Raw genomic sequence first — 21,006 nt, forward strand, 5'->3', positions numbered from 1 at the left:
TGTCCTGGACGAATTTCTTGAGGAGTTTCTCGAACAACTACTTATCTGAATTACTTGCCTGAACGCGCAGTCTGCGCCAAGTGCTGCACCACCAGCACAAACGGCTTGGTGACGGCATCGTCAGTGGTCGACCAGGTGCCGCTGAAAGTATTGCCAACCAGGGTGCCGGCCCACTCGCCAGAAACATCCTTGCCGTTGACCGATTCTTCCATGATGACATCGGTATTTTCCGATTCGCCGGCCAGCAGGATCTTGCCGCTCTGTCCGGCAATCACATAGGTCCCCTGGATGCCCTCAGTTGGATCCGGCTTCAATTGCAGATGCATTTCGATCTTGGCATCACCCAAGGTGCCGCGCAAGTCGAGCGGTTTGGCGAACAGGTTGACTGCCGCCGGCGCTGTGGCAGCAGTATCGCCATCCGCCAGCGCCAGGCCTGAAGTCAGGCCCAGCGACAAAGCCAGTGCAATTACAAACTTCCCTGCCATCATGCAGCGGCCCACAGGTCATGCGCATCGGATGCCGTGATGGTGACATCGACAAACTCGCCAACCATCAGCTTCTTGTGCGGCTCATAGGCGGCTTGACGTAGACCACGCCATCGATTTCCGGCGCGTCGGCGCTGGAACGGCCAACGCCACCATTGCGGTCGACCGAATCGATCAGCACGCGCATGGTCTTGCCGACCTTGGCTTGCAGGCGCTTCTTGGAAATCTCTTCCTGCAACTGCATCACGCGGCCACGGCGCTCTTCACGCAGTTCTTCCGGCACAGGATTGTCCAGCGCGTTGGCAGTTGCGCCTTCGACCGGCGAATAGGCGAAGCAGCCTAGGCGATCGATTTCAGCTTCTTTCAGGAAATCCAGCAGGTATTCGAATTCCGCTTCAGTCTCGCCCGGGAAACCGGCGATGAAGGTAGAGCGGATGGTCAGGTCCGGGCACATGGCGCGCCAGGCCTGGATGCGTTCGATATTCTTTTCGCCGCTGGCCGGGCGCTTCATGCGCTTGAGCACGTCCGGATGGGCGTGCTGCAGCGGCACGTCCAGATAAGGTAGCACCTTGCCTTCGGCCATCAGCGGAATGATCTGGTCAACGTGCGGGTAAGGATAGACATAATGCAGGCGGACCCAGGCGCCGTATTGCGCCGCCAGTTCGCCCAGTGCGGTCACCAGCTGGGTCATATGGGTCTTGACCGGCTTGCCGTTCCAGAAACCCATACGGAACTTGACGTCGACACCGTAGGCGCTAGTATCTTGCGAAATGACCAGCAATTCCTTGACGCCGGCCTTGAACAGGTTTTCAGCTTCCAGCATGACATCGGCAATCGGCCGCGAAACCAGGTCGCCGCGCATTGAAGGGATGATACAAAAACTACAACGATGATTGCAGCCTTCCGAAATCTTCAGGTAAGCAAAATGCTTGGGCGTCAGCTTGATGCCTTGCGGCGGCAGCAGATCGATGAAAGGGGCATGTGGCTTCGGCAGATGCTTGTGCACCGCGAACATGACTTCGCCGACCGCGTGCGGGCCGGTAACTTCCAGCACTTTCGGATGGATCTTCTGAATGATGTCGTCGCCGTCGGCGTCTTTCTTCGCACCCAGGCAACCGGTGACGATGACCTTGCCGTTTTCGCTCAGCGCCTCGCCAATGGCGTCCAGCGACTCTTGCACGGCGGCATCGATAAAGCCGCAAGTGTTGACGATGACCAGGTCGGCGCCCTCGTAAGACTTGGCAGTTTCATAACCCTCTGCACGTAACTGGGTCAGGATTTGTTCGGAATCGACCAGTGCCTTGGGGCAACCAAGGGAGACGAAACCGACTTTAGGGGCTATAGCTGGCGCAGCAGGCGCTGCGGGAATGACGTTGGACATGGCGAAGATGGGGTCAAAGCAAAGTCGCTATTGTACCCCTTCCATTGCCATGGTTACCTTGAATGAGCGCTAAAAACCTGCAGCGCGGCCGTATACCGAGCGCCGCTGCGACTTATTTTTTGGTCTTGTCGGGCGGCGGCGGAGCAAACGGGAAAGTACCGAACATGTTCTTGGTCTGGTTCTGCATCTGTTCCTGCATCTGGATGAACAAGCCCTTGCTCTGCTCGATGTAGTTGCTCATCATGCCCTGCATCATCGGCCCTTGCACGTTCATGAACTGCGTCCACATTTCAGGACTGAACGGCTTGCCCTCGTAAAAACCCTTCGAGTTTTCTGCGAGCTTGTTCTGGATATCGATGAAGGCCTGAATATTCTTTTCCAGATAAGAGCCCATCATGCCCTGCATCGCATGGCCGTAGTAGCGAATGATCTGCGACAGCGCAGCGCTGGAAAACATCGGCGTGCCGTTGGATTCTTCTTCCAGGATAATCTGCAACAAAATACTGCGCGTCAGATCGTCATCGGTCTTGGCATCCAGCACAACGAATTCCTCGTTGTCCAATACCAGCTGCTTGACGTCCGTCAATGTGATGTATGAACTGGTTTGCGTATCGTACAAGCGGCGGTTCGGATACTTTTTGATCAAACGTTCAGACATTTTTTTTGTAGTAGTCATTTCAGTCCCAGGTTACTGCGCCGTAACGCATTTTATATGTTTCGCATTGCAAATCTATGTTTGCTACAGCACAGCCCATTATATTGCGCAAAACATGTACATCTGACAGTGTCGAAAGTTTATTGCATTGCAAATCACGCAATGCCATTCCGGCAACCGCGCGGACAAATGCCATGTCCGCGCGGCCGGTTGCTACTTAACCCATGTGCAACCCGCCGTTCAGCGAGAAGTCTGACCCGGTTGCATAACCACCCTCTTCCGAGACGATCCAGGAAATGATGGAAGCAATTTCTTCCGGCTCCCCCAAACGCTTGACCGGAATTCCGGCGACGATCTTCTCCAGCACATCCGGCCGGATCGAACGCACCATGTCGGTGCCGACATAACCTGGCGAAACCGTGTTGACGGTCACGCCCTTGGTCGCCACTTCCTGCGCCAGCGCCATGGTGAAGCCATGGATACCGGCCTTGGCGGTCGAGTAGTTGGTCTGGCCGAACTGGCCTTTCTGTCCGTTCACGGATGAAATATTGACAATCCGCCCCCAGCCGCGATCCGCCATGCTGTCGATGACCTGCTTGGTGACATTGAAGAGGGAATTCAGGTTGGTGTCGATCACAGCATCCCAATCAGCCTTGGACATCTTGCGGAACTGACCGTCGCGCGTAATACCGGCGTTATTGATCAGGATGTCGATCTCGCCAACTTCCGCCTTGACCTTGTCGAATGCCGCCTTGGTCGACTCCCAGCTGGAGACATTTCCTTCAGAGGCGTGGATATCAAAACCCTTGGCTCGCATGTCGGCCAGCCATTTATCCTTACGTGTAGAGTTCGGGCCGCAACCGGCCACCACTGTGTGACCATCGGTGCAAAGACGAGTACAAATCGGGGTACCGATTCCACCCATACCCCGGTCACATAAACGATTCGCTTTGCCATCTTTTGTCTCCTTCAAAAAACAATTCAAAAAACGATGTGCTGCCTATCTTCTACTTGCCCTGCCCGCTTTGCGCACTTCATGCGTCTACTTTTATTCTGCTCTGACTTTGACATATCTGCCGGGAGCCGGTTCGATCACGTCGTATTTAGTATTTCCCAATTTACGGGGCGCGGCCACCTGTTTTCCGGCGTGCTCCGCCAAAAATTCTGCCCATTCGGTCCACCAGCTGCCGGGATGCTCAACCGCTGCGCGAGCCAGGACTCGGCATCGCCTCCGGTTTTTGATTGGTCCAATAGCTGCGCTTGTTCTTGGCCGGCGGGTTAATGACACCTGCGATATGGCCGGAAGCGCCCAGCACGAAACGGTTGCGCGACGGCTTTTTCGGATTCAACAATGTGGTCGACGTATACGCCGACGTCCACGGCACGATATGGTCTTCGCGCGAAGCGTAGATGAAAGTCGGCGCATCAATCTTGCCGAGATCGATCTTGGTGCCGTGCACCGCCAGCCTGCCGGCATCCCTTAGCGCGTTATCCAGGTACATATTGCGCAAGTAATAACAAAACATCGCCCCGGCAAGTTGGTGCTGTCGGCGTTCCAGTACAACAAGTCGAATGCCGTTGGATCTTCACCTTTGAGGTAATTTGATTCGACGTAGTTCCACAGCAGATCATTCGGCCGCAAACTGGAAAACGCGGATGCGAACTCGCGCGCCGGCATCAGGCCGCCGTGGCCGATGGCCTGCTCACGCATGCGAATCTGCATGTCGTCGATATACACATCCAGAATGCCGGTATCGCTGAAATCGAGGAATGCCGTGAGCAAGGTCAGACTGGCAACCGGATTGATCTTTTCGGCAGCCAGTTTTGCCAGCGCGGTCGACAGCAGCGTGCCGCCGACACAGAAGCCCAGCGCGTTAATCTTGTCCTGACCGGAAATATCCTGCGCCAGCTGAATCGCCTTGATTACCGCATCGTCGATATACTGGTCCCAGGTTGTATGCCCCAACGACTCGTCGGCATTGCGCCAGGAAACCAGGAACACGGTATGCCCCTGCTCCACGGCGTAGCGCACCAGCGAGTTTTGCGGCTGCAGGTCCAGTATGTAAATTTATTGATACAAGGCGGCACGATCAACAGGGGCCGCTGATACACCTTCTTGGTCAGCGGCGTGTACTGTATCAACTGGAACAGCGGATTTTCAAAAACCACCGCACCCTCGGTGGTGGCGACGTCCTTTCCGACCTCGAACGCCGACTCATCGGTCTGCGACACCCGCCCTTTGTTCATATCGGCGATCAGGTGGGCGATGCCCTTGGTCAGGCTTTCGCCGTTGGTCTCCACAATCTTTTGCTGAGCCACCGGGTTGGTCGCCAAAAAATTCGACGGCGCCATCGCATCGATCATTTGCTGCACGGTGAAACCGATCTTGCGCTTCACCTTCGGCGGCGCATCCAGCGCTTCGACCATCGCGGTCAGGAATTGCGCATTCAGCAAATAGGCGGCTGCATTGAATGCATGGAGCGGATTGTCATGCCATGCCGCCGCATTGAAACGCCGGTCGGCGATAGTTGGCACGCGTGACGCCAGCATGTCTTGCCATAGCGAGGTCAATTGCGCCGTGTATTGTATTTGCAGTTTTTCCAATGCCGCCGGATCCAGCGAAATGCCAAGATCGCCGAAACCAGCAGTGGCCTGCGCACCTGCGCCATTCTTGCCGGCGGCATTGAGCCAGTCCAGAAACACATTGGGATCTGCCACCTTGCCAAGCTGCTGGAGGAACTGGGGATTGAACGACTGGTTGAATTGCTGCGAGAGTTGCGACAATGCGGCTGGATCGAAGACAGGAAAAATTGGCGTATTCATGCTGTGACCGTTGTTTTGGCGTATCTTATCGGATTGACTCTGAAACTCGAACAAATTCGTATGTATATCGTCGCCATCGCTTGGATTTACGTCGTCTCCATGATGGCCATTACGGAGTCTTCCGTGATTGCCGCCCTGATGACATTTCTGCTGTATGGTGTTTTTCCTTTGACAATTGTTTTATACCTGATGGGCACGCCGCAGCGCAAGAGAAATCGACAACAGGCCGCAAAATCCGCAAGCTTGTTGCCGCAACAGAAAGCCTTGCCAGTCACTTCCGAGGTCAATCAGCCGCCTGCTTCGCCAGAAAAATAATCTTGCAACCCGGTGTCTATTTCAACCAGATCAATGACGCCATCCGACCAGTCACGCGGTCTCGGCGATAAGAGTAAAACGTGCGGTCAGCTACGGTGCACAATCCGCCGCCATACACATCCTCAACGCCGGCCTGTCGTAGCGCGATCCGCGCCAACTCATAGATATCCGCCAAATATTTTCCCGGTCGCGCAGCGATGGGACGAAAACAATCCCGAGTCTGTACAAGCACTTGTGGCTCAGCCTGCATCGATTGTGCCGCATCGACAAATGCGGTCAGCACATCGGCGCCAACTTCGAACTGTCCGGGGCCGATCGCCGGCCCAAGCCAAGCCACGATCTGTTCCGCTCCCGCCTGCCTCATCCGGGCTACCGTGTTTTGCAAGACGCCGCCGACCAGCCCGCGCCAACCCGCATGGGCCGCGCCGACCACCCGCCCGTGCAAGTCAGCAAACAGCACCGGCAGACAATCGGCGGTCTGCACCGCACAAACCACACCGGGCCTGGTGGTGATGGCAGCATCCGCTTCAACACCGATCGCGGCGGAATCGGCATCGACGACATGACTACCGTGTACCTGCGTCATCCATACCGGCTCGGCTGGCAACACGACAGCAAGCAGTGCGCGATTACTGGCAACAGCTTGCGGCGCATCGTCAACATGCGCCCCCAGATTCAGTCCACCGCCGCCAGATCCATCGCCATAAGGGTCCTGGCTTGTGCCACCAACTCGCGTAGTTGAAAGAGCGCCAACGTTTTGCGGCACGTTGGCCCAGTCAGGAATAATCAATTGCATATACCCAGCGTTCCAATTCAGTGTCATGAAAACCAGCACGGGACCCTTATCCCGGCACGACAGCCGGCAATTACTCCGGCGCGGTGATGCCTGCGCGTGTTAACAGTTCGGCAAAATCCGCCGGCAATGGCGCGAACCATTCGCAGGCCTTGCCGCTGACCGGATGAATCAAGCCAAGGCGCGACGCCTGCAGCGCCTGGCGCGGAAAGCTCGGCATCAGGTGCTGTTTGCCATAAAGCGCATCGCCTACCAGCGCAAAACCGAGGGATTGCATATGCACCCTGATTTGATGGGTGCGACCGGTTTCCAGGCGACACCCCATCAAGCTGACTGGGCGGCGATCCAGCAATCCGGTAGCCAGACGCTGATAGTGGGTGATCGCCGGTTTGGCAATCAGGCTGTCCGATACCGCCATCTTGATGCGGTCGCGCGGATGGCGCGCCATCGGGCTGTCTATGGTGCCGTTCAACTGCGGCGTCCCCCACACCAGCGCCAGGTACTGGCGTTTGACAGTGCGGGCTTGCAACTGGCGCACCAGATCTGTCTGCGCCTCCAGCGTCTTGGCGACCACCATCAAGCCGCTGGTGTCCTTATCCAGGCGATGGACGATGCCGGCGCGCGGCACCCCCACCAGTGATGGCCAGCGATATAGCAAACCATTCAACAGCGTTCCCGACCAGTTGCCGGCGGCAGGATGTACCACTAGCCCGGCCGGCTTGTCGATGACGATGATGGCGGCGTCCTCATACACGACCGACAAGGCCATGTCCTCGGCTTTGAAAGCCTGCTCATCGGGTGCCGGTTGTGGCAGCACCACCACGGTCTCGTCGCCGTAGGTAGTCATCTTGGTCGTGGCCGGCTTGCCATCCACGGTAACGTGCCCGGCCTCTATCCATTGCTGGATACGGCTGCGGGAATATTGCGGCACCAGGCCGGAAACCACTTTATCCAGGCGCGTACCGCACACATCTGGCGTCAAATGCAGTACGATCGGCGCACTTGCGGTGGTCGCATCGGCTCCTTCAACGCCCTCATCGATATCCTCGATATCGGCATCAAAATCAGCTTCTGGCAGACTTTCAGCCAAATTTGGCTTGGTAAATGACATCACATGAAGTCCATCGGCTATAATCAATCCATCGTTAATACACGTAAATACGCGCAATCTTGCAAACCACTATGCAAAAAAGACTCTTAAAACTAGCTGCTGTCGCATTCGCTCTATCCCTATCCGCGTGTGGCTTATTGCCAGACAAGGTCGATGAAACCGCAAACTGGTCTGCGCCCCGATTATACTCGGAGGCCAAGGACGAAATGAACAGTGGTGGCTATGACAAGGCAATTAAGTACTTTGAAAAGCTGGAGTCCCGCTATCCGTTTGGCACTTATGCGCAACAGGCGCAGATGGACATTGCCTACGCCCACTACCGCCAAGGCGAGCAGCCTGAAGCGCTGGCCGCTATCGATCGCTTCATCAAATTGCATCCAAATCACCCCAATGTGGACTATATGTACTACTTGCGCGGCTTGGTCAATTTTAACGACAAGGTCAGCATTTTCGACTTCCTTGCTAGCGAAGATGCTACCGAGCGCGATCCAAAGGCTGCGCGCGACGCCTTTGATGCCTTCAAGCAAGTCGTAGTGCGTTTCCCGGACAGCACCTACGCTCCGGATTCGCTGGCGCGCATGAAGTATCTGGTGAATGCATTGGCTCAGTATGATGTTCACGTGGCGGGCTACTACTATCGTCGCGGCGCCTACGTTGCGGCAGCCAACCGCGCAGAGAGCGCGATCCAGGAATACCGGGATGCGCCTGCGGTTGAAGAAGCGCTGTTCATCATGGTCAGGTCATACGATGCACTGGGCCTGACCCAGCTGCGCGACGACGCCGAACGCGTCATGAAGAAAAACTACCCGAACAGCCGGTTCTATAACGGTGGCGGACAAGTGGTCGCAAAAGCACCGTGGTGGAAATTCTGGAAGTAAGAATCGCCAAAAGGAATCACAAAATAAAAAAGCCTCGCTGAGCGAGGCTTTTTTGCATCTACAACCCGGATACCGGTCGTGAACGGCTGCTCAGCAAGCTCTTTGAGGGTGCTTTCAGCCATTGGATCTGGTGCAGATGATGCTGGAACTGCTGGGTCGCCGATTCCCACGAAAATTCCAGCGCATGCTGTCGCACCTCCCGTCTGTCAAGGCTCAGCGCCCGCTGGCAGGCGCTAGTCAGGTCGACATCCAGAATTCCCGAACGGCCATGCGCCACCACATCGACCGGGCCCGAAACCGGGTAAGCCGCCACCGGTACTCCGCAGGCCATGGCCTCTGCCATCACCAGCCCAAACGTATCTGTCTGACTGGGGAATACCATGACGTCGGCGCAGTTGTAGTACGAGGTCAGTTCGTGATGCGGTTTGGCCCCGAGGAACTGTACTTCAGGGTAGCGCTGCTGCAGCTCCTCACGCTGCGGACCATCGCCAATCACCCATTTACTGCCAGGCAAATCAACCTGCAGGAATGCCTCGATATTCTTTTCCACGGCGACCCGGCCTACATACAAATAAAGCGGCCGCTCGATGCAGGCATGATCTTCGTCGACCGGCCTGAAGTGCTCGGTGTCGACACCTCGCCCCCACAGCACCAGCCGACGGAAACCGTGCTGTTCAAGTTCTTTGAGCATGTGCGGTGTCGGCACCATGATCGCTTTCGACGGCCCATGAAACCAACGTAGCCAACGATAAGTGATCGCCTTGGGCAGAATCGAGCGCGCACTCAGGTATTCCGGAAAACGTGTATGGTAGGCCGTCGTGAAGCCAATTCCCTGGCGCAGGCAAAAGCGCCGCGCCGCCAGGCCCATCGGACCTTCGGTGGAAATGTGGATGCAGTCCGGGCCGAATGACTTGAGGCTGGCGGCAACCCGGGCGTATGGCTTATGGGCCAGCCGGATTTCAGGATAAGTGGGGCAGGCAAAGGTGGGGAAATCGTCGGGACTGAGCAGCAGCACCTCATGGCCATTATTGCGCAAACAAGCGCAGGTGGCTCGCAAGGTATTGACCACTCCATTGATCTGCGACTGTCCTGCGTCCGTTACGATGGCAATTCGCATAATTCACGATTCTGGTAACTGGATACGGCATTTTTTTGCTGCATGATTTCTTGCCAAGTGACCAGGCGCAGCTCACCGTTGGCATCCTCCACCAGTGCCGACAGGCTTTCTACCCAATCTCCGTCATTGCAATAGGTAATGCCATTGATGTCGCGAATTTCCGGCTTGTGAATATGGCCGCAAATGACGCCATCGAGTCCCTTCTTTTGGGCCTCCGCCGCCAACGCATCTTCAAACGACGAGATGTAGTTGACCGCGTTCTTGACCTTCAGCTTCAGGTATTGCGACAGCGACCAATACGGCAAGCCGGCACGCGCACGCCAGCCGTTGAACCATTGGTTGAACTTGAGGATGACCGTGTACAGGCCGTCGCCGACATATGCCAGCCACTTGGCGCAGGCGATCACGCCATCGAAACGATCGCCATGCAACACCAGCATGCGCTTGCCGTTTGCTGTCGTATGCACTAGCTCGTCGCGGATCCGTATGCCGCCGAAATCGAGGTCGATGAATTGACGAACGGCTTCGTCGTGGTTGCCTGGAACGAAGATCACTTCGGTGCCCTTCTTGGCTTTTTTCAATACCGTCTGCACCACGTTATTGTGAACCTGATCCCAATACCAGCGACGCTTCAACTGCCAGCCGTCGACGATGTCGCCTACCAGATACAAAGTGTCGGATTCGGTCGCGCGCAGGAATTCCAGCAGGCGAGCAGCCTGGCATCCCGTTGTTCCCAAATGCACGTCGGAAATCCAGATCGTGCGAAAGCGGATCGGCTCGCGCTTGGAACCGGGTCCGGCGCCAAGGAACGCCGCATCCAGGAACTGCTCGCCGGGCTTCATGCCGCCCTCGTTTCTTTTAGATAGTGGCGCGCGTACCGGTCATCCAGCTTCGACAGCGGTAACAGCAGGAAGAAGTCGGCCGAATGGAAATCAGGATCCCAGGCAGGATCGCCGCAAACCCAGGCACCGCTGCGCAGGTAGCCTTTCAACAACGGCGGCATCTGCGCCACGTGTCCGGCTTCGCGTTCGTACACTGGGAACGGCACATGCGGTGTCACACGATATTCAGCTGGTGAAAAATTATTCTGATCCAGCGCATGATACAAGGCCGCGGCGTTGTGCCCGCCGTCGGCCAGACTAACGCTGGCACAGCCCATCAGATAGTCACAACGTTCGCGTCGCATATATGCGGCCAGACCGGCCCACAACAGCATGATGACGCTGCCGCTACGATAGTCGGGATCGATACAGGCACGCCCCGCTTCGGCAATGCTACTGCGCAAATTGTCGAGTCGCCCTAGATCGAATTCCTGCTCCGAGTAATAACGCCCCATGCGCCGTGCCGCATGCGGACTCATCAGGCGATAGGTCCCCACCACGCATAGCGTCTTGGTATCGCGTACGATCAGATGATCGCAATAGGTGTCGAATTCATCGCTATCCAAACCGTCTGCATTGGCTAGCGCAGACAAGCCCATCGCCTCGATAAACACTTTGTAGCGCAGGCGTTGCACTTCGCGTACTTCTTCCGGTGTACTTGCAAGACTTACCGTCAACTTGGAAACACTTGGGCTTGCATCGCCGGGATTGGTTAGCAGTCGCATTCATCGTCCTTTCAGATTGTGACGATGACAAGCCTAACTTCCGATTACTTCAAGGAAATGACAAGTTTATTTCGGTTTGATGACACAGCAACAGTGACGTATCAGGAAATTTTCAATGCTGGCGGTAACTGGCTAATCTGCAGGAAAACATGGGGGTGACGTTCCGGTAACGAGTGTCACCGGGGGGCTATCCCCAAACCGCGAATCGGCCCTGAACGCCTCAATTGGTGATGAGTCAACTCAGGAAGCCGAAACGCGGACGGCGGCGCCTCGTGCAGGATTATTTCTCTTTCTTAGGGCGCCCAGCCTTGACCGGCGGCAGGCTCGCCACAGCCAGCTTCAGGTTGGCCAGGTCCAGATCGCGGATCAGGGCCACGCCAACGCGCAGCAATTCACTCTTTTTCACTTCCAGGCCGGCCTTCAGGAACAGCTTCTTGACGTCGCCCAGGACCTGGTACTCATCAGCAGGCATGGTAAAGCTGTCGCGCACCAGTTTGGCTTTCTTGACCTTGGCTTTGGAATCCGGCAGCGACTTGATGCCCGATGTCGGTTTACCGGAAGGCAACGCCGGTTTTGGCGCGATAGGCTTGGTAACGATCAGCGATTTCGTCAACGGCTTGAGAGCCGGCTTTGCGGCCTTGGGAGCAGCCGGCTTGGCTGTCGGCTTGGCTGTCGGCTTGGCTGTCGGCTTAGGTGCTGGCTTAGCTGGTGACTTGATTGCCGATTTGATTGACGCTTTCAATGCCGCCGCCGGGCTTGCCTTGACAGCTGGGCGACCGACAGGTTTCGCCGGGCCTTGCCCACGGCAGCAGGCTTCTTCACGACACGTTTCACACTTTTACTGGTAACCATTCAACTCTCCAAAAAATAAATCGTATAAATAATATATACAATTATTCAATCCGCAGCAAGAAATTAGCTTCAAAACACACAACAAATTCATCAAGCGGTAACAATTTGCAACCAAAATCGCGACTTCTCCCTCGCTGAATTTCAACTGCTCCGATGAAATTAAACTTGAAACACATTTTGTGCAAGTCCCTCAGCGCTGCGGCACTATGCCTACCACTGCTGGCGGAAGCTGCGCCGGAAACCATCGTGGTCGGCCAGGCAATCGATCTTTCCGGGCCGAACGCAGACCTCGGACGCGATTATGTTGCGGGGATTAAAACCTACTTTGACGTACTCAACGCCAAGGGCGGCATCAATGGCCGCCGCATTCAATACCTGGTGCGCGACGACCGCGGCCAGAGCGACCTGGCAGTCAAGGCCGTGGCCGAACTGGTCGACCAGGCGCATGCCTCATATCTGTTCGGCGGAGTCGGCGACGATGTCACCCGTGCAGTGCTGAATTCCGCCGACTTCAAACGCAGCGGCCTGACACTTTACGCGCCGCTAGCTGGAGCCGACTATCAGAAGGATGCGAAAGTCCTGTTCTGGCGCCCCAGCTACCAGGAGGAAATTCGTCATATATTTTCCCATTTCGGCAAACTCGGTATCAAGGATATCGGCGTCGTCTATCAGGAATCCGCCGCTACCGCGGACGCCTATCGCCGCCTGACCGAGCAAATGCAGCAAAGCGGCATCAAACTCAGCGGCACCGTGCACTTGAGCAGTGACCGCGCCAAAGTCAGCGCCGAAACCCAACAACTGGCCAATGCCAAGCCGGGCTGCGTCGTCATGATCGCCGATTCGGTAAGCGCCGGCCTGTTCCTGAAGGATTTCCGCAAACTGGCGCCGCAGACCTTTGTCGCCGGCTCTTCCCTCACCAACCTGACAACGCTACGGCAACTGGCCGGCGGCAAAGGAGTCGAGTGGACGGTGTTTTCACAGGTGGTGCCCAACCCCGGCATGGGCAGTTCGTCGATCCAGCTTGAACACCTGAACATGATGCGCAAATATCGCGATGAACCGGTATCGGCGCTGACGCTGGAAGGTTTCACTGCAGCCAAATCGTGGGTGCGGCTGCTGCAAACGGGCAAGCGCGTCGCCGGCCAATCCGAATACGCGATTCCGAGCGGCGGCTTTGACGTGGGGGATATATGGTGGGCGACGTGGCAAACAGCAACCGCCTGTCCAATTATGTAGACATCGCCCTGTTCAACAAAGCCAACGGGCTGACGTACTGAGTTACCGGTTTGAAGCGGCGCGAATGCGCCGCTTCGAGTCAAATCCAATCGAATCAATCAAGTCGTGCGAATCGCGAAATCGACACCAATCTCACGCCAGAAATCCTGCTCCTTGGCCATCCAGTAACTGGCTGTCGGATGATCCTCGATCCAGTCGTGCTTAATATCGAGCTCGATCTTGCTCTTCATCTTCAGGCGCAATTCGTCAAGATCGACCTCGATCCGCGAATGCAGGAACATGACCGCCAGACGCAGCGCCAGCACCGCCTTGGAAAAGTCCGGATCCAGCAACGCATCGCTGATTTTACGCAGATTGCCTTTCTGGCCCAGGATCAGCATGCTCATCGCACGCTGTTCGCGAGTGGTGAATCCAGATAGGTCGGCATTTTCAATCAGATAAGCTGCATGCTTGTGATAACCGCTTTGCGACACGACCAGACCCACTTCATGCAGCAGCGCGCTCCAGTGCAGGTATTGGCTCAGCACATCGCTAGTCGGCTTGAGCATGTCGAACAATGAAGTTGCCGTCTCAGCAACGCGACTGGCGCGCAGTTGATCAACATGAAAACGTTGCGAAAAGTCATGTACCGACTGGTCGCGTCGATCCAGGCGCGTGCCGCGCAACTGCAAATCCCACATGACCCCCATGCGCAGGCCCGCCTCGATCGGCTGGATCACCTCTATGCCCAGCTCCTGCATCAGCCCAATCAGCACCGCGAGGCCGCCCACCATCACGGCAGCGCGTTCCGGCTTCATGCCCAACAGGTCGATGCGGCTGACATGTCCGAATTCGACAAAACAGTTTTTCAGCGCTTCCAGGCTGGTATAGGACAAGCGATGGTCGCCTAGGCCGTTTCGTTCGATGGTTTCGGCAATCGCCCGGATAGTGCCCGACGAACCATAGGCGTGGCTCCAGTTCTGCGGCCGGTATGGTGGCGCTGCGTCTTCAAAATGACTGCGCGCGGACAGCACAGCGGCATCGTACGCCGCGGCAGTAATCTGGCCATCGGCAAAGAAAGCCAGGCTTTGATTGACGGTACCGATGCCAAACGATTCAACCCGCTCGATCTGCTGACCACGCCCCAAGATCAGCTCGGTGGAACCGCCGCCGATGTCAAGCACCAGCCGTTTTTCATTCGGCAGCCGCAGCATGCTGGCGACGCCCATGTAGATCAAGCGCCCTTCTTCCTCGCCCGAAATGATTTCAATCGGATAGCCGATTGCCTGCTCGGCGATCGGTAGGAATTCGGCGGCATTTTTGGCAATGCGCAGGGTATTGGTCGCCACCACGCGCACCGCTTCCAATTGGTAGTCGGCCAGGATATCGCGGAAGCGCGACAGGGAGTCCAGCGCGACCTGCATGGCTTGCTCGGTCAGATAGCCCTTGCTGTCGAGGCCGGCAGCCAGTCGAATCGGGTCGCGAGCACTCTTGATGACGCGGATGGCGTCACCATTGTATTTGCCGATATGCAAACGAAAACTGTTTGATCCCAAATCTACCGCTGCAAACATTGCTTACCTTTATCCAAACGAACGTTCGACAAAAAAACAACTCAAGCCAAGTTACCGCTCCTCGCAAGAGGCAAGCTGCGACAATAAAGACTGATTATTACGACTTGATGACAAATTCAGAGGAACAAGAAGGAACGTTTGCCCAATCATCCCCCATTGCGTCAGGCGAAAATTTATCGCATCGACATCACAATGTACTGCACGATGCGTCGCCCCACAAGCGCAATCCGCTGACTCATCCCTCGACAGGCTGAGTACTCCAGAACGCCTGCACGACATCGAGTTCGCGGGTCCGCTTGAACGGCGGCAGACTTTGCCAAATGCGACGGCCATAGCCCTTCGAGATCAGCCGCGGATCGCAAATCATCAGCACGCCACGATCGGTTTCATCGCGAATCAGGCGACCGGCGCCCTGCTTCAGGTTAATGATGGCGGCCGGCAATTGGTGATGCATGAAACCATTCATGCCTTTTGCCTCCAGAGCATCGATGCGTGCCGCCAATACCGGATCATCTGGCGGCGAAAATGGTAATTTGTCGATAATCACCAGCGATAGAGCCTCTCCGCGCACATCGACACCTTCCCAGAAGCTCTGGCTGCCGATTAGCACGGCATTGCCGGCGGCGCGGAAGCGGTCCAGCAATTCGGTACGCCCAGCTTCGCCTTGCACCATCAGCGGAAAATTCAGATGCCGCGCCTCGAACTCGGCGCGCAGCCTTTCGGCGGCACGATTAACCGCTCGGATCGTCGTACACAACAGGAAGGCGCGTCCGCCGGAAGCCTCGATCACCGGCAACGCGGCGTCGATAACGGCATCGGTATAATCCGGCGAATTCGGCTGCGGCAGGTTCTGCGGTACGTACAGCAGGCCTTGCTGACCATAATCGAAGGGACTGGGCCAGGATTGCGCCGGCTCATCCCACAAGCCCATTTGCGAAGCGTAGTGCTGGAAATCGTTCTTCACCGCCAGCGTCGCCGAGGTGAATATCCAAGAGCGCGCAACGCCTTCGCGCTGCTTGTTGAAGATTGGCGCAATCGACAGTGGTGTCTGGTGCAGCTGCAACGAAGAGGAAAATGCCTCTACCCAAAGTACACTGCCCTCGTCCTCGCCATCGTCGCCCTTGGCCTTCTTTGGCGTCTTGCCGCTTGCCGCTGCCGGTGCGCTGTTCCAACCGTCCAGCTTGTAACCCAGTTCGACGGCGCGAGTGCGGCACTGTTCGATGGTTTCTGCCCGTTCGGCCTGCTTCTCAAGAACCGCGATCATGCCGTGTAGCTGCTGCCGCATGGTCTCCAGCGCCGGAAAGAATACACTCGACGGCGCAATCTGGTTCACCGCCAATCGCACCACATCCTGCGGAAAAGCCAGCCGCAGATCGCGTGCAGCTTTCTCAACCGGCAGCACCACTTGCGCCCAATCGGCGCCGTCGCGCGCATGCGACAAACCTTCTGCCAGCACATCCCGGCACAATTCCAGGATTTGCGAAGTCGACACGGTATTGCCGAAGAACAGCGTCGCTACTTCCGGCAACTGGTGCGCCTCGTCGAAAATGATGGTATTTGCCGATGGCAGCAACTCCGCCACGCCTGTGTCCTTCAACGCCACGTCGGCAAAGAACAGATGGTGGTTAACCACCACCACATCGGCCTGTTGCGCTTCCTTGCGCGCCTTCATCACAAAACAGTCCTGATAATACTGGCACTCAGCGCCCATGCAGGTATCACGGGTCGATGTCACCAGGTTCCAGATCGGTGCAGTCTCAGGCACCTTCGATAATTCGGCCTTGTCGCCGGATGAGGTGGTTTTCATGAAACGCGAGATTTCGCGCAGGTAGCCGACATCTTCCCGCGAAGTCATGCGACCGTTCTGCAGCGTGCGCTCCAGGTGGAAATGACAGACGTAGTTGGCACGGCCTTTCAGCAGCGCGACCGAAACCGGTGCACTCAATGCTCTACGCACAGTTGGGATGTCGCGTAAAAACAACTGGTCCTGCAAGTTCTTGGTGCCGGTCGAGACGATCACCTTGCCGCCCCACAGCAAAGCCGGAACCAGATAAGCGAAAGTTTTGCCGGTACCTGTACCGGCCTCGGCGATCAAGGTGCGTTGCTGGGCAATCGCATCGGCGATGGCTTTCGCCATTTCAGTTTGCGCCTGGCGCGGACGAAAACCGCCGACTGCCTGTCCGAGCGGGCCGGAACTGGCAAACAGGCGGTCAACGTCGTCGTCGTGCGTGCCGCTGGCAACAACGGCAACAGCAGCACTTTGGCCTTCGGCAGGCGGGAGAGATGTATCTTCGGTCAAGGTAACTTACTGAGAACGGCTGATGACAGGTATATCTTATCAGCCTGGGTGTGGGCTATCAGGCAGGGATATCAGGGATTAATTGCATTCTTAGCAGCGTTATCTGATCTTTCAGCTGCAGCTTGCGCTTCTTCAAGCGACGCAATTGTAATTCTTCATGCAGGACCTGATTCGTCATGGTATGAATGGCGGCATCCAGGTCGCGATGCTCGACTTCGAGTTCTATAATGCGACGAAGGATTTCTTCCCGATCAATCATGGTCATATTCTGAAGTTGGAAAACGTTGACACATGGAAACACTTTTAAAATAATACGTGCGTATAATAATTCCCGATCCGCCTTGCCCGTCTAAGCAAAGTAAACAAAGCGAGCAAGCAGGCTTGAATTATCGCCTGATTGATAGCAAGCTGGCGTGCAATCAGCAAATACGGAATTACCTAGAACAGGATGCAGTTTAATCTACCCAGACGAATGAGCCAATACAAGATCGAAGCAGGAACGGGCCAGCACATCGGCGACCGTCAGGAACAACAAGACCGCGCCGCATTGTTTACCGCCCCAAGGCGCCAGGTTACATGATGGCGGTACTGGCAGACGGCATGGGCGGCCGCACTGGCGGCGCGCTCGCTGCCGAGCAGGTCATCTGCACCGCGAAACAGATTTTCGAAGGATTTTCGCCGCTGGCCGACAATGTTGAAGAGATGCTGCACAACATTGCGCTGGAAACGCACACCGTCATCAAGCTGAGCGGTTTCTCGAATGACAAAGATCCGCACACGACGATGGTGATCCTGGTACTGGCGCCGGATGGCACCGCTACCTGGGGTCATGTGGGCGATTCGCGCCTGTATCGTTTTGACGGCCCCAACTTCGCCGAACACACCATTGACCACTCATATGTCGAAAAACTGGTCAGCGAAGGTAAACTGTCGCGCACCGAAGCCAAATCGCACAACCTGTCGAACATTCTGCTCAATGCGCTCGGCTCCAGCACCGAAACCCCAAAAGTCACCATCGGCCGCCACACCGGCCTGAAAGCAGGCGACGCCTTCCTGCTCTGTTCGGACGGCCTCTGGCATTACTTTACGGAAGATGAACTGGGCGCGGCCATCGCCATGAACAAACCGCGCGATGCTGCCGAAATGCTGATCACCAAGACTCGCAAGCGCTCCGAAGGCCATGCTGCCGACAACTGCACGTTTGCGATCGTCAAACTGGTGGCGCCCCCCAAGGAGCCGCAGAACTACACAATCAAGAAGATGCGCCGCGCAGTGTAAGCCGCGCAGCGCAATGACAGCCTGATTTACGGTGTCGCTGCCGGCGGCGCCGATGCTGCTGGGGCGGCGCTTGCTGGTGTAGAAGTCGCCGATGCTGCAGCGGCAGCCTTCTTGGCCGCCAGATCCTTGGCCTTCTCAGCCTTGTTCGCCGCCACCTCGCGCTGGCGTGCGGCCGATTCCTTTGCCTTTCTCTCAAAAGCGGCAACATTGTCGGCGCGCTGCTGTGCCTTCGCCGCTTCATCCTGCTGCGCCTTTTTCACGCGTGCATTATGGTCTGCTACGCGCTTGTCGGCTTCACCGGCATGCTTGGCGGTATTGGCCTGAACTTCTTTTTCCTTTGCTGCACTCTGCTTGACCTTGTCGGCATTCGACAGTTCTTTTCCTTCTGGTCTTGCGCCTTCTGCGCAGCCTCGGCAGGCAAGCCGGCGTCGTGTATTTCTAGCGCGCGGTCACGCTCATCGGCACGATCGCGACGCAAAAAGGCGTTGGCTGTGATATCGACAGGACGAATCGTCTTCATCGCCAATCGGCGCTGCTCCTTGGCCTGGTCGAGACAATAATTCATGAAGAATTTTTGATAACAGGCCCGTCGTTGCTCAAGATCCCGCGCCTCAACCTCGGCCTTGGCGTCAGCGACGTCGGCTACCGCCTTATTTGCGGTTTCCACCGTCGTCAGCGACTCCAGCGGATAGCGTGCCGTGAGTTCCGTAGCCGGCTCAGTAACCGATTTCAACGGCGCCACGGCGTCCGCGGCTTGTGTCGTGGCCGATAAGGTCAACAACGCGGCGGTCATGCCGAGCAAGGCCCCCGCTTGACGCAAGCGACGGCTGGCGAAGGTGATAGAGAAGCCAAAATCAAAGAGGCGAATTCCACGTGATCCTATCCATTTCTCAACATTATTCGGGGCGGCCTGCAACGGTATCTACCTACACGATCGAATCCGCTTCGGAGCGCCGCTCAGCATCCATATATTCGCGCGACTGCATCTCGACAATACGCGACACGGTGCGATGAAACTCATTCGCCAGCATGCCCTGCGTATATAACTCCTCAGGTGGCACCGCAGCCGACATGATCAACTTGATCTTGTGATCATAAAACACATCGATCAGCCAAGTGAAGCGACGCGCTTCGGAAGACATCGCTGCCGACATCTGTGGGATACCGGACAATATCACCGTATGGAAGCGGCTGGCAATTTCCAGATAATCATTCTGCGAGCGCGGACCGCCGCACAGGGTATTGAAATCGAACCAGATCACCCCGCCCGCCCGGCGCAAGGCCTTTATTTTACGCGCTTCGATGTCGACCATCGGGTCTTCGTCGGCAGTTTCAGCAACGCCCGCGAAAGCGTGCCGCAAGGCGCGGTCGGTATCGGCATTGAGCGGCGAGTGATAGGTCTGGACCTGCTCCAGCGCGCGCTTGCGATAATCGATGCCGGCATCGATATTCATTACGTCCAGATTATCCTGCAACAGCTTGATGGTCGGCAGCATGCGATCGCGATGCAAGCCGTCCGGATACAAGGTGCTCGGCTCGTAATTCGAGGTCATGACAAACGACACGCCGTTGTCGAACAGCGCCTTGAGCAGATTGTAGAGACTCATGGCGTCGGCAATATCGGAGACATGGAATTCATCGAAACAGATCAGCCGGTATTTCTTCGCCACCCGCTTTGCCACTTCGTCCAGCGGATCGGCAACGCCCTTCATCTCATCCATCTGACGATGTACGGCGCGCATGAACTCGTGGAAATGCAGGCGGGTTTTACGCACCACCGGCACTACGGAGTAAAAACTGTCCATCAAGAATGATTTGCCACGCCCGACGCCGCCCCACATGTAGACGCCACGCGGCACTTCTGGACGGTTGATCAGGCGCTTGAACGAATTGGAACGCTGCGCCTTGTACGCAACCCACTCATCATAAGCCCGCTGCAAGCGTTCAACAGCCCGTCGTTGCGCCTCGTCGGCCTGGAAGCCGCGCTGCGTCAGTGCCTGTTCATAAAACTCTAAAACGTTCATTGTTTTTCAATTCTTGATGGAAGGCCAAAATCAATGCTGCGACCGATAAAATCAATAAAATCTTAACAGACCGGCAATCCTGGTCTGCCTTGTCCGACACCCGTTGCCGACACACAGGCAAAACAAAAATGGGCGAGCTTGCGCCCGCCCATATCAACCCGGAACGACAATGGACTCGATTACGAAGGCCCCATCTCTATCAGGACACGGCTTGGGTAGGCTTTTTCCTTGCCGCTGAAAGTCAGCGGCAGGTTGACGCCCAGACCGGCACCGGCGCTGCCGATACCGCCGCTGCCACCGGCAGCACCAATTCCGACACTCGGGGAATTCAGCCCCGGAGGAGCCCGATAAACCACTTCCGAAGTACGATAGCCTGGCTTGTTGCACACCACATGCAAATCGCCATCGGCAGCAACGATAAGGACATCGCCAGGAGTGACGACATCCCAGCGGCTACTGTCGGTCTTGACTATACAGCGTGCACCTGCCAGTTGTTGACTAGCGGAAGTGGCTTCGATCAACACGTGACCGTTATCCGATGCTGTAGTCGCGCAGCCGGAAAGTGCCACTCCCAACGACAGGATCAGATAACGCATGTTG

Annotated in this window: 19 protein-coding genes and 3 pseudogenes; 4 read left to right on the plus strand and 18 right to left on the minus strand. The window is 56.5% G+C overall.

The genetic code is table 11. The annotated features are described in order from the left end of the window. Nucleotides 1–50: 50 nt before the first annotated feature. From CAter10_RS12395 to phaC, 5 genes and pseudogenes are all read right to left on the minus strand, one after another. Nucleotides 51–485, minus strand: a complete 435-nt coding sequence (locus tag CAter10_RS12395; protein WP_128083063.1) for a hypothetical protein — start codon at nucleotides 483–485, stop codon at nucleotides 51–53. Further along, nucleotides 485–1,866 (minus strand): annotated as a pseudogene (rimO, locus tag CAter10_RS12400) (30S ribosomal protein S12 methylthiotransferase RimO). The gene CAter10_RS12395 and the pseudogene rimO overlap by 1 nt, the downstream one beginning before the upstream one ends. A 112-nt stretch (nucleotides 1,867–1,978) precedes the next feature. After that, nucleotides 1,979–2,542, minus strand: coding sequence for a polyhydroxyalkanoate synthesis repressor PhaR (gene phaR / locus CAter10_RS12405; protein WP_061533646.1), 564 nt, complete (start codon nucleotides 2,540–2,542; stop codon nucleotides 1,979–1,981). Nucleotides 2,543–2,738: 196 nt separating this feature from the next. Next, nucleotides 2,739–3,478: pseudogene (locus CAter10_RS12410) on the minus strand (3-ketoacyl-ACP reductase). 91 nt (nucleotides 3,479–3,569) lie between these two features. Then, nucleotides 3,570–5,344 (minus strand): annotated as a pseudogene (gene phaC, locus CAter10_RS24570) (class I poly(R)-hydroxyalkanoic acid synthase). A 60-nt stretch (nucleotides 5,345–5,404) separates the two neighbouring features. Here phaC and CAter10_RS12420 point away from each other — a divergent pair. Beyond that, a complete protein-coding gene (locus tag CAter10_RS12420; protein ID WP_061533648.1) occupies nucleotides 5,405–5,659 on the plus strand; it encodes a hypothetical protein in 255 nt (84 codons plus the stop codon). A gap of 16 nt (nucleotides 5,660–5,675) precedes the next feature. On the opposite strand, the gene pgeF is transcribed toward CAter10_RS12420, so the two are convergent. Continuing rightward, nucleotides 5,676–6,455, minus strand: a complete 780-nt coding sequence (gene pgeF, locus CAter10_RS12425; RefSeq protein ID WP_061533649.1) for a peptidoglycan editing factor PgeF — start codon at nucleotides 6,453–6,455, stop codon at nucleotides 5,676–5,678. A 70-nt stretch (nucleotides 6,456–6,525) separates the two neighbouring features. After that, entirely contained in the window at nucleotides 6,526–7,563 is a 1,038-nt protein-coding gene (locus tag CAter10_RS12430) for an RluA family pseudouridine synthase (protein ID WP_061533650.1), read from the minus strand. A gap of 71 nt (nucleotides 7,564–7,634) precedes the next feature. Between CAter10_RS12430 and CAter10_RS12435 the strand changes: the two genes are divergently transcribed. Further along, on the plus strand, nucleotides 7,635–8,441 hold the full coding sequence (locus tag CAter10_RS12435; protein ID WP_061533651.1) for an outer membrane protein assembly factor BamD: 807 nt from the start codon (nucleotides 7,635–7,637) through the stop codon (nucleotides 8,439–8,441). A 58-nt stretch (nucleotides 8,442–8,499) separates the two neighbouring features. Here CAter10_RS12435 and CAter10_RS12440 read toward each other — a convergent pair whose 3' ends face one another. From CAter10_RS12440 to CAter10_RS12455, 4 genes are all read right to left on the minus strand, one after another. Next, a complete protein-coding gene (locus CAter10_RS12440; protein ID WP_061533652.1) occupies nucleotides 8,500–9,558 on the minus strand; it encodes a glycosyltransferase family 4 protein in 1,059 nt (352 codons plus the stop codon). Then, nucleotides 9,540–10,400 carry a UDP-2,3-diacylglucosamine diphosphatase gene (locus CAter10_RS12445; protein ID WP_061533653.1) on the minus strand — a complete coding sequence of 287 codons (861 nt, stop codon included), beginning with the start codon at nucleotides 10,398–10,400 and terminating at the stop codon, nucleotides 9,540–9,542. The genes CAter10_RS12440 and CAter10_RS12445 overlap by 19 nt, the downstream gene beginning before the upstream one ends. Then, on the minus strand, nucleotides 10,397–11,164 hold the full coding sequence (locus tag CAter10_RS12450) for a GNAT family N-acetyltransferase (protein WP_061533654.1): 768 nt from the start codon (nucleotides 11,162–11,164) through the stop codon (nucleotides 10,397–10,399). Before CAter10_RS12450 ends, CAter10_RS12445 begins: the two co-directional genes overlap by 4 nt. A gap of 280 nt (nucleotides 11,165–11,444) precedes the next feature. After that, entirely contained in the window at nucleotides 11,445–11,906 is a 462-nt protein-coding gene (locus tag CAter10_RS12455) for a hypothetical protein (RefSeq protein WP_061533655.1), read from the minus strand. A 275-nt stretch (nucleotides 11,907–12,181) separates the two neighbouring features. Here CAter10_RS12455 and CAter10_RS12460 point away from each other — a divergent pair, with 275 nt between their 5' ends. Beyond that, nucleotides 12,182–13,252 (plus strand): ABC transporter substrate-binding protein, encoded by a 1,071-nt coding sequence (locus tag CAter10_RS12460; protein WP_164840446.1) that lies wholly within the window; start codon nucleotides 12,182–12,184, stop codon nucleotides 13,250–13,252. A gap of 98 nt (nucleotides 13,253–13,350) precedes the next feature. Here CAter10_RS12460 and CAter10_RS12465 read toward each other — a convergent pair whose 3' ends face one another. The 3 genes from CAter10_RS12465 to CAter10_RS12475 form a co-directional block, all read right to left on the minus strand. Beyond that, nucleotides 13,351–14,805, minus strand: a complete 1,455-nt coding sequence (locus CAter10_RS12465; protein ID WP_061533656.1) for a Ppx/GppA phosphatase family protein — start codon at nucleotides 14,803–14,805, stop codon at nucleotides 13,351–13,353. Between the two features lie 235 nt (nucleotides 14,806–15,040). Continuing rightward, the gene (locus CAter10_RS12470; RefSeq protein ID WP_061533657.1) at nucleotides 15,041–17,104 is read right to left on the minus strand and encodes a DNA repair helicase YoaA; all 2,064 of its coding nucleotides are present in this window, start codon (nucleotides 17,102–17,104) and stop codon (nucleotides 15,041–15,043) included. Nucleotides 17,105–17,162: 58 nt separating this feature from the next. After that, nucleotides 17,163–17,369, minus strand: coding sequence for a YdcH family protein (locus tag CAter10_RS12475; protein ID WP_170850937.1), 207 nt, complete (start codon nucleotides 17,367–17,369; stop codon nucleotides 17,163–17,165). A gap of 314 nt (nucleotides 17,370–17,683) precedes the next feature. On the opposite strand from CAter10_RS12475, the gene CAter10_RS12480 reads away from it, so the two are divergent. Next, on the plus strand, nucleotides 17,684–18,382 hold the full coding sequence (locus tag CAter10_RS12480) for a PP2C family protein-serine/threonine phosphatase (RefSeq protein ID WP_335340153.1): 699 nt from the start codon (nucleotides 17,684–17,686) through the stop codon (nucleotides 18,380–18,382). A 26-nt stretch (nucleotides 18,383–18,408) separates the two neighbouring features. Here CAter10_RS12480 and CAter10_RS12485 read toward each other — a convergent pair whose 3' ends face one another. From CAter10_RS12485 to CAter10_RS12500, 4 genes are all read right to left on the minus strand, one after another. Beyond that, complete coding sequence (locus CAter10_RS12485; protein WP_061533658.1) at nucleotides 18,409–18,642, minus strand: hypothetical protein; 234 nt, start codon at nucleotides 18,640–18,642, stop codon at nucleotides 18,409–18,411. A gap of 17 nt (nucleotides 18,643–18,659) precedes the next feature. Then, complete coding sequence (locus CAter10_RS12490; RefSeq protein ID WP_128083065.1) at nucleotides 18,660–19,202, minus strand: hypothetical protein; 543 nt, start codon at nucleotides 19,200–19,202, stop codon at nucleotides 18,660–18,662. 106 nt (nucleotides 19,203–19,308) lie between these two features. After that, complete coding sequence (zapE, locus tag CAter10_RS12495; protein WP_061533660.1) at nucleotides 19,309–20,406, minus strand: cell division protein ZapE; 1,098 nt, start codon at nucleotides 20,404–20,406, stop codon at nucleotides 19,309–19,311. Nucleotides 20,407–20,585: 179 nt separating this feature from the next. After that, nucleotides 20,586–21,002: a hypothetical protein gene (locus CAter10_RS12500; RefSeq protein WP_061533661.1), complete on the minus strand. Its 417-nt coding sequence runs from the start codon at nucleotides 21,000–21,002 to the stop codon at nucleotides 20,586–20,588. Nucleotides 21,003–21,006 lie beyond the last annotated feature (4 nt).

The sequence above is a fragment of the Collimonas arenae genome, from assembly GCF_001584165.1.
Taxonomy (GTDB): domain Bacteria; phylum Pseudomonadota; class Gammaproteobacteria; order Burkholderiales; family Burkholderiaceae_D; genus Collimonas; species Collimonas arenae.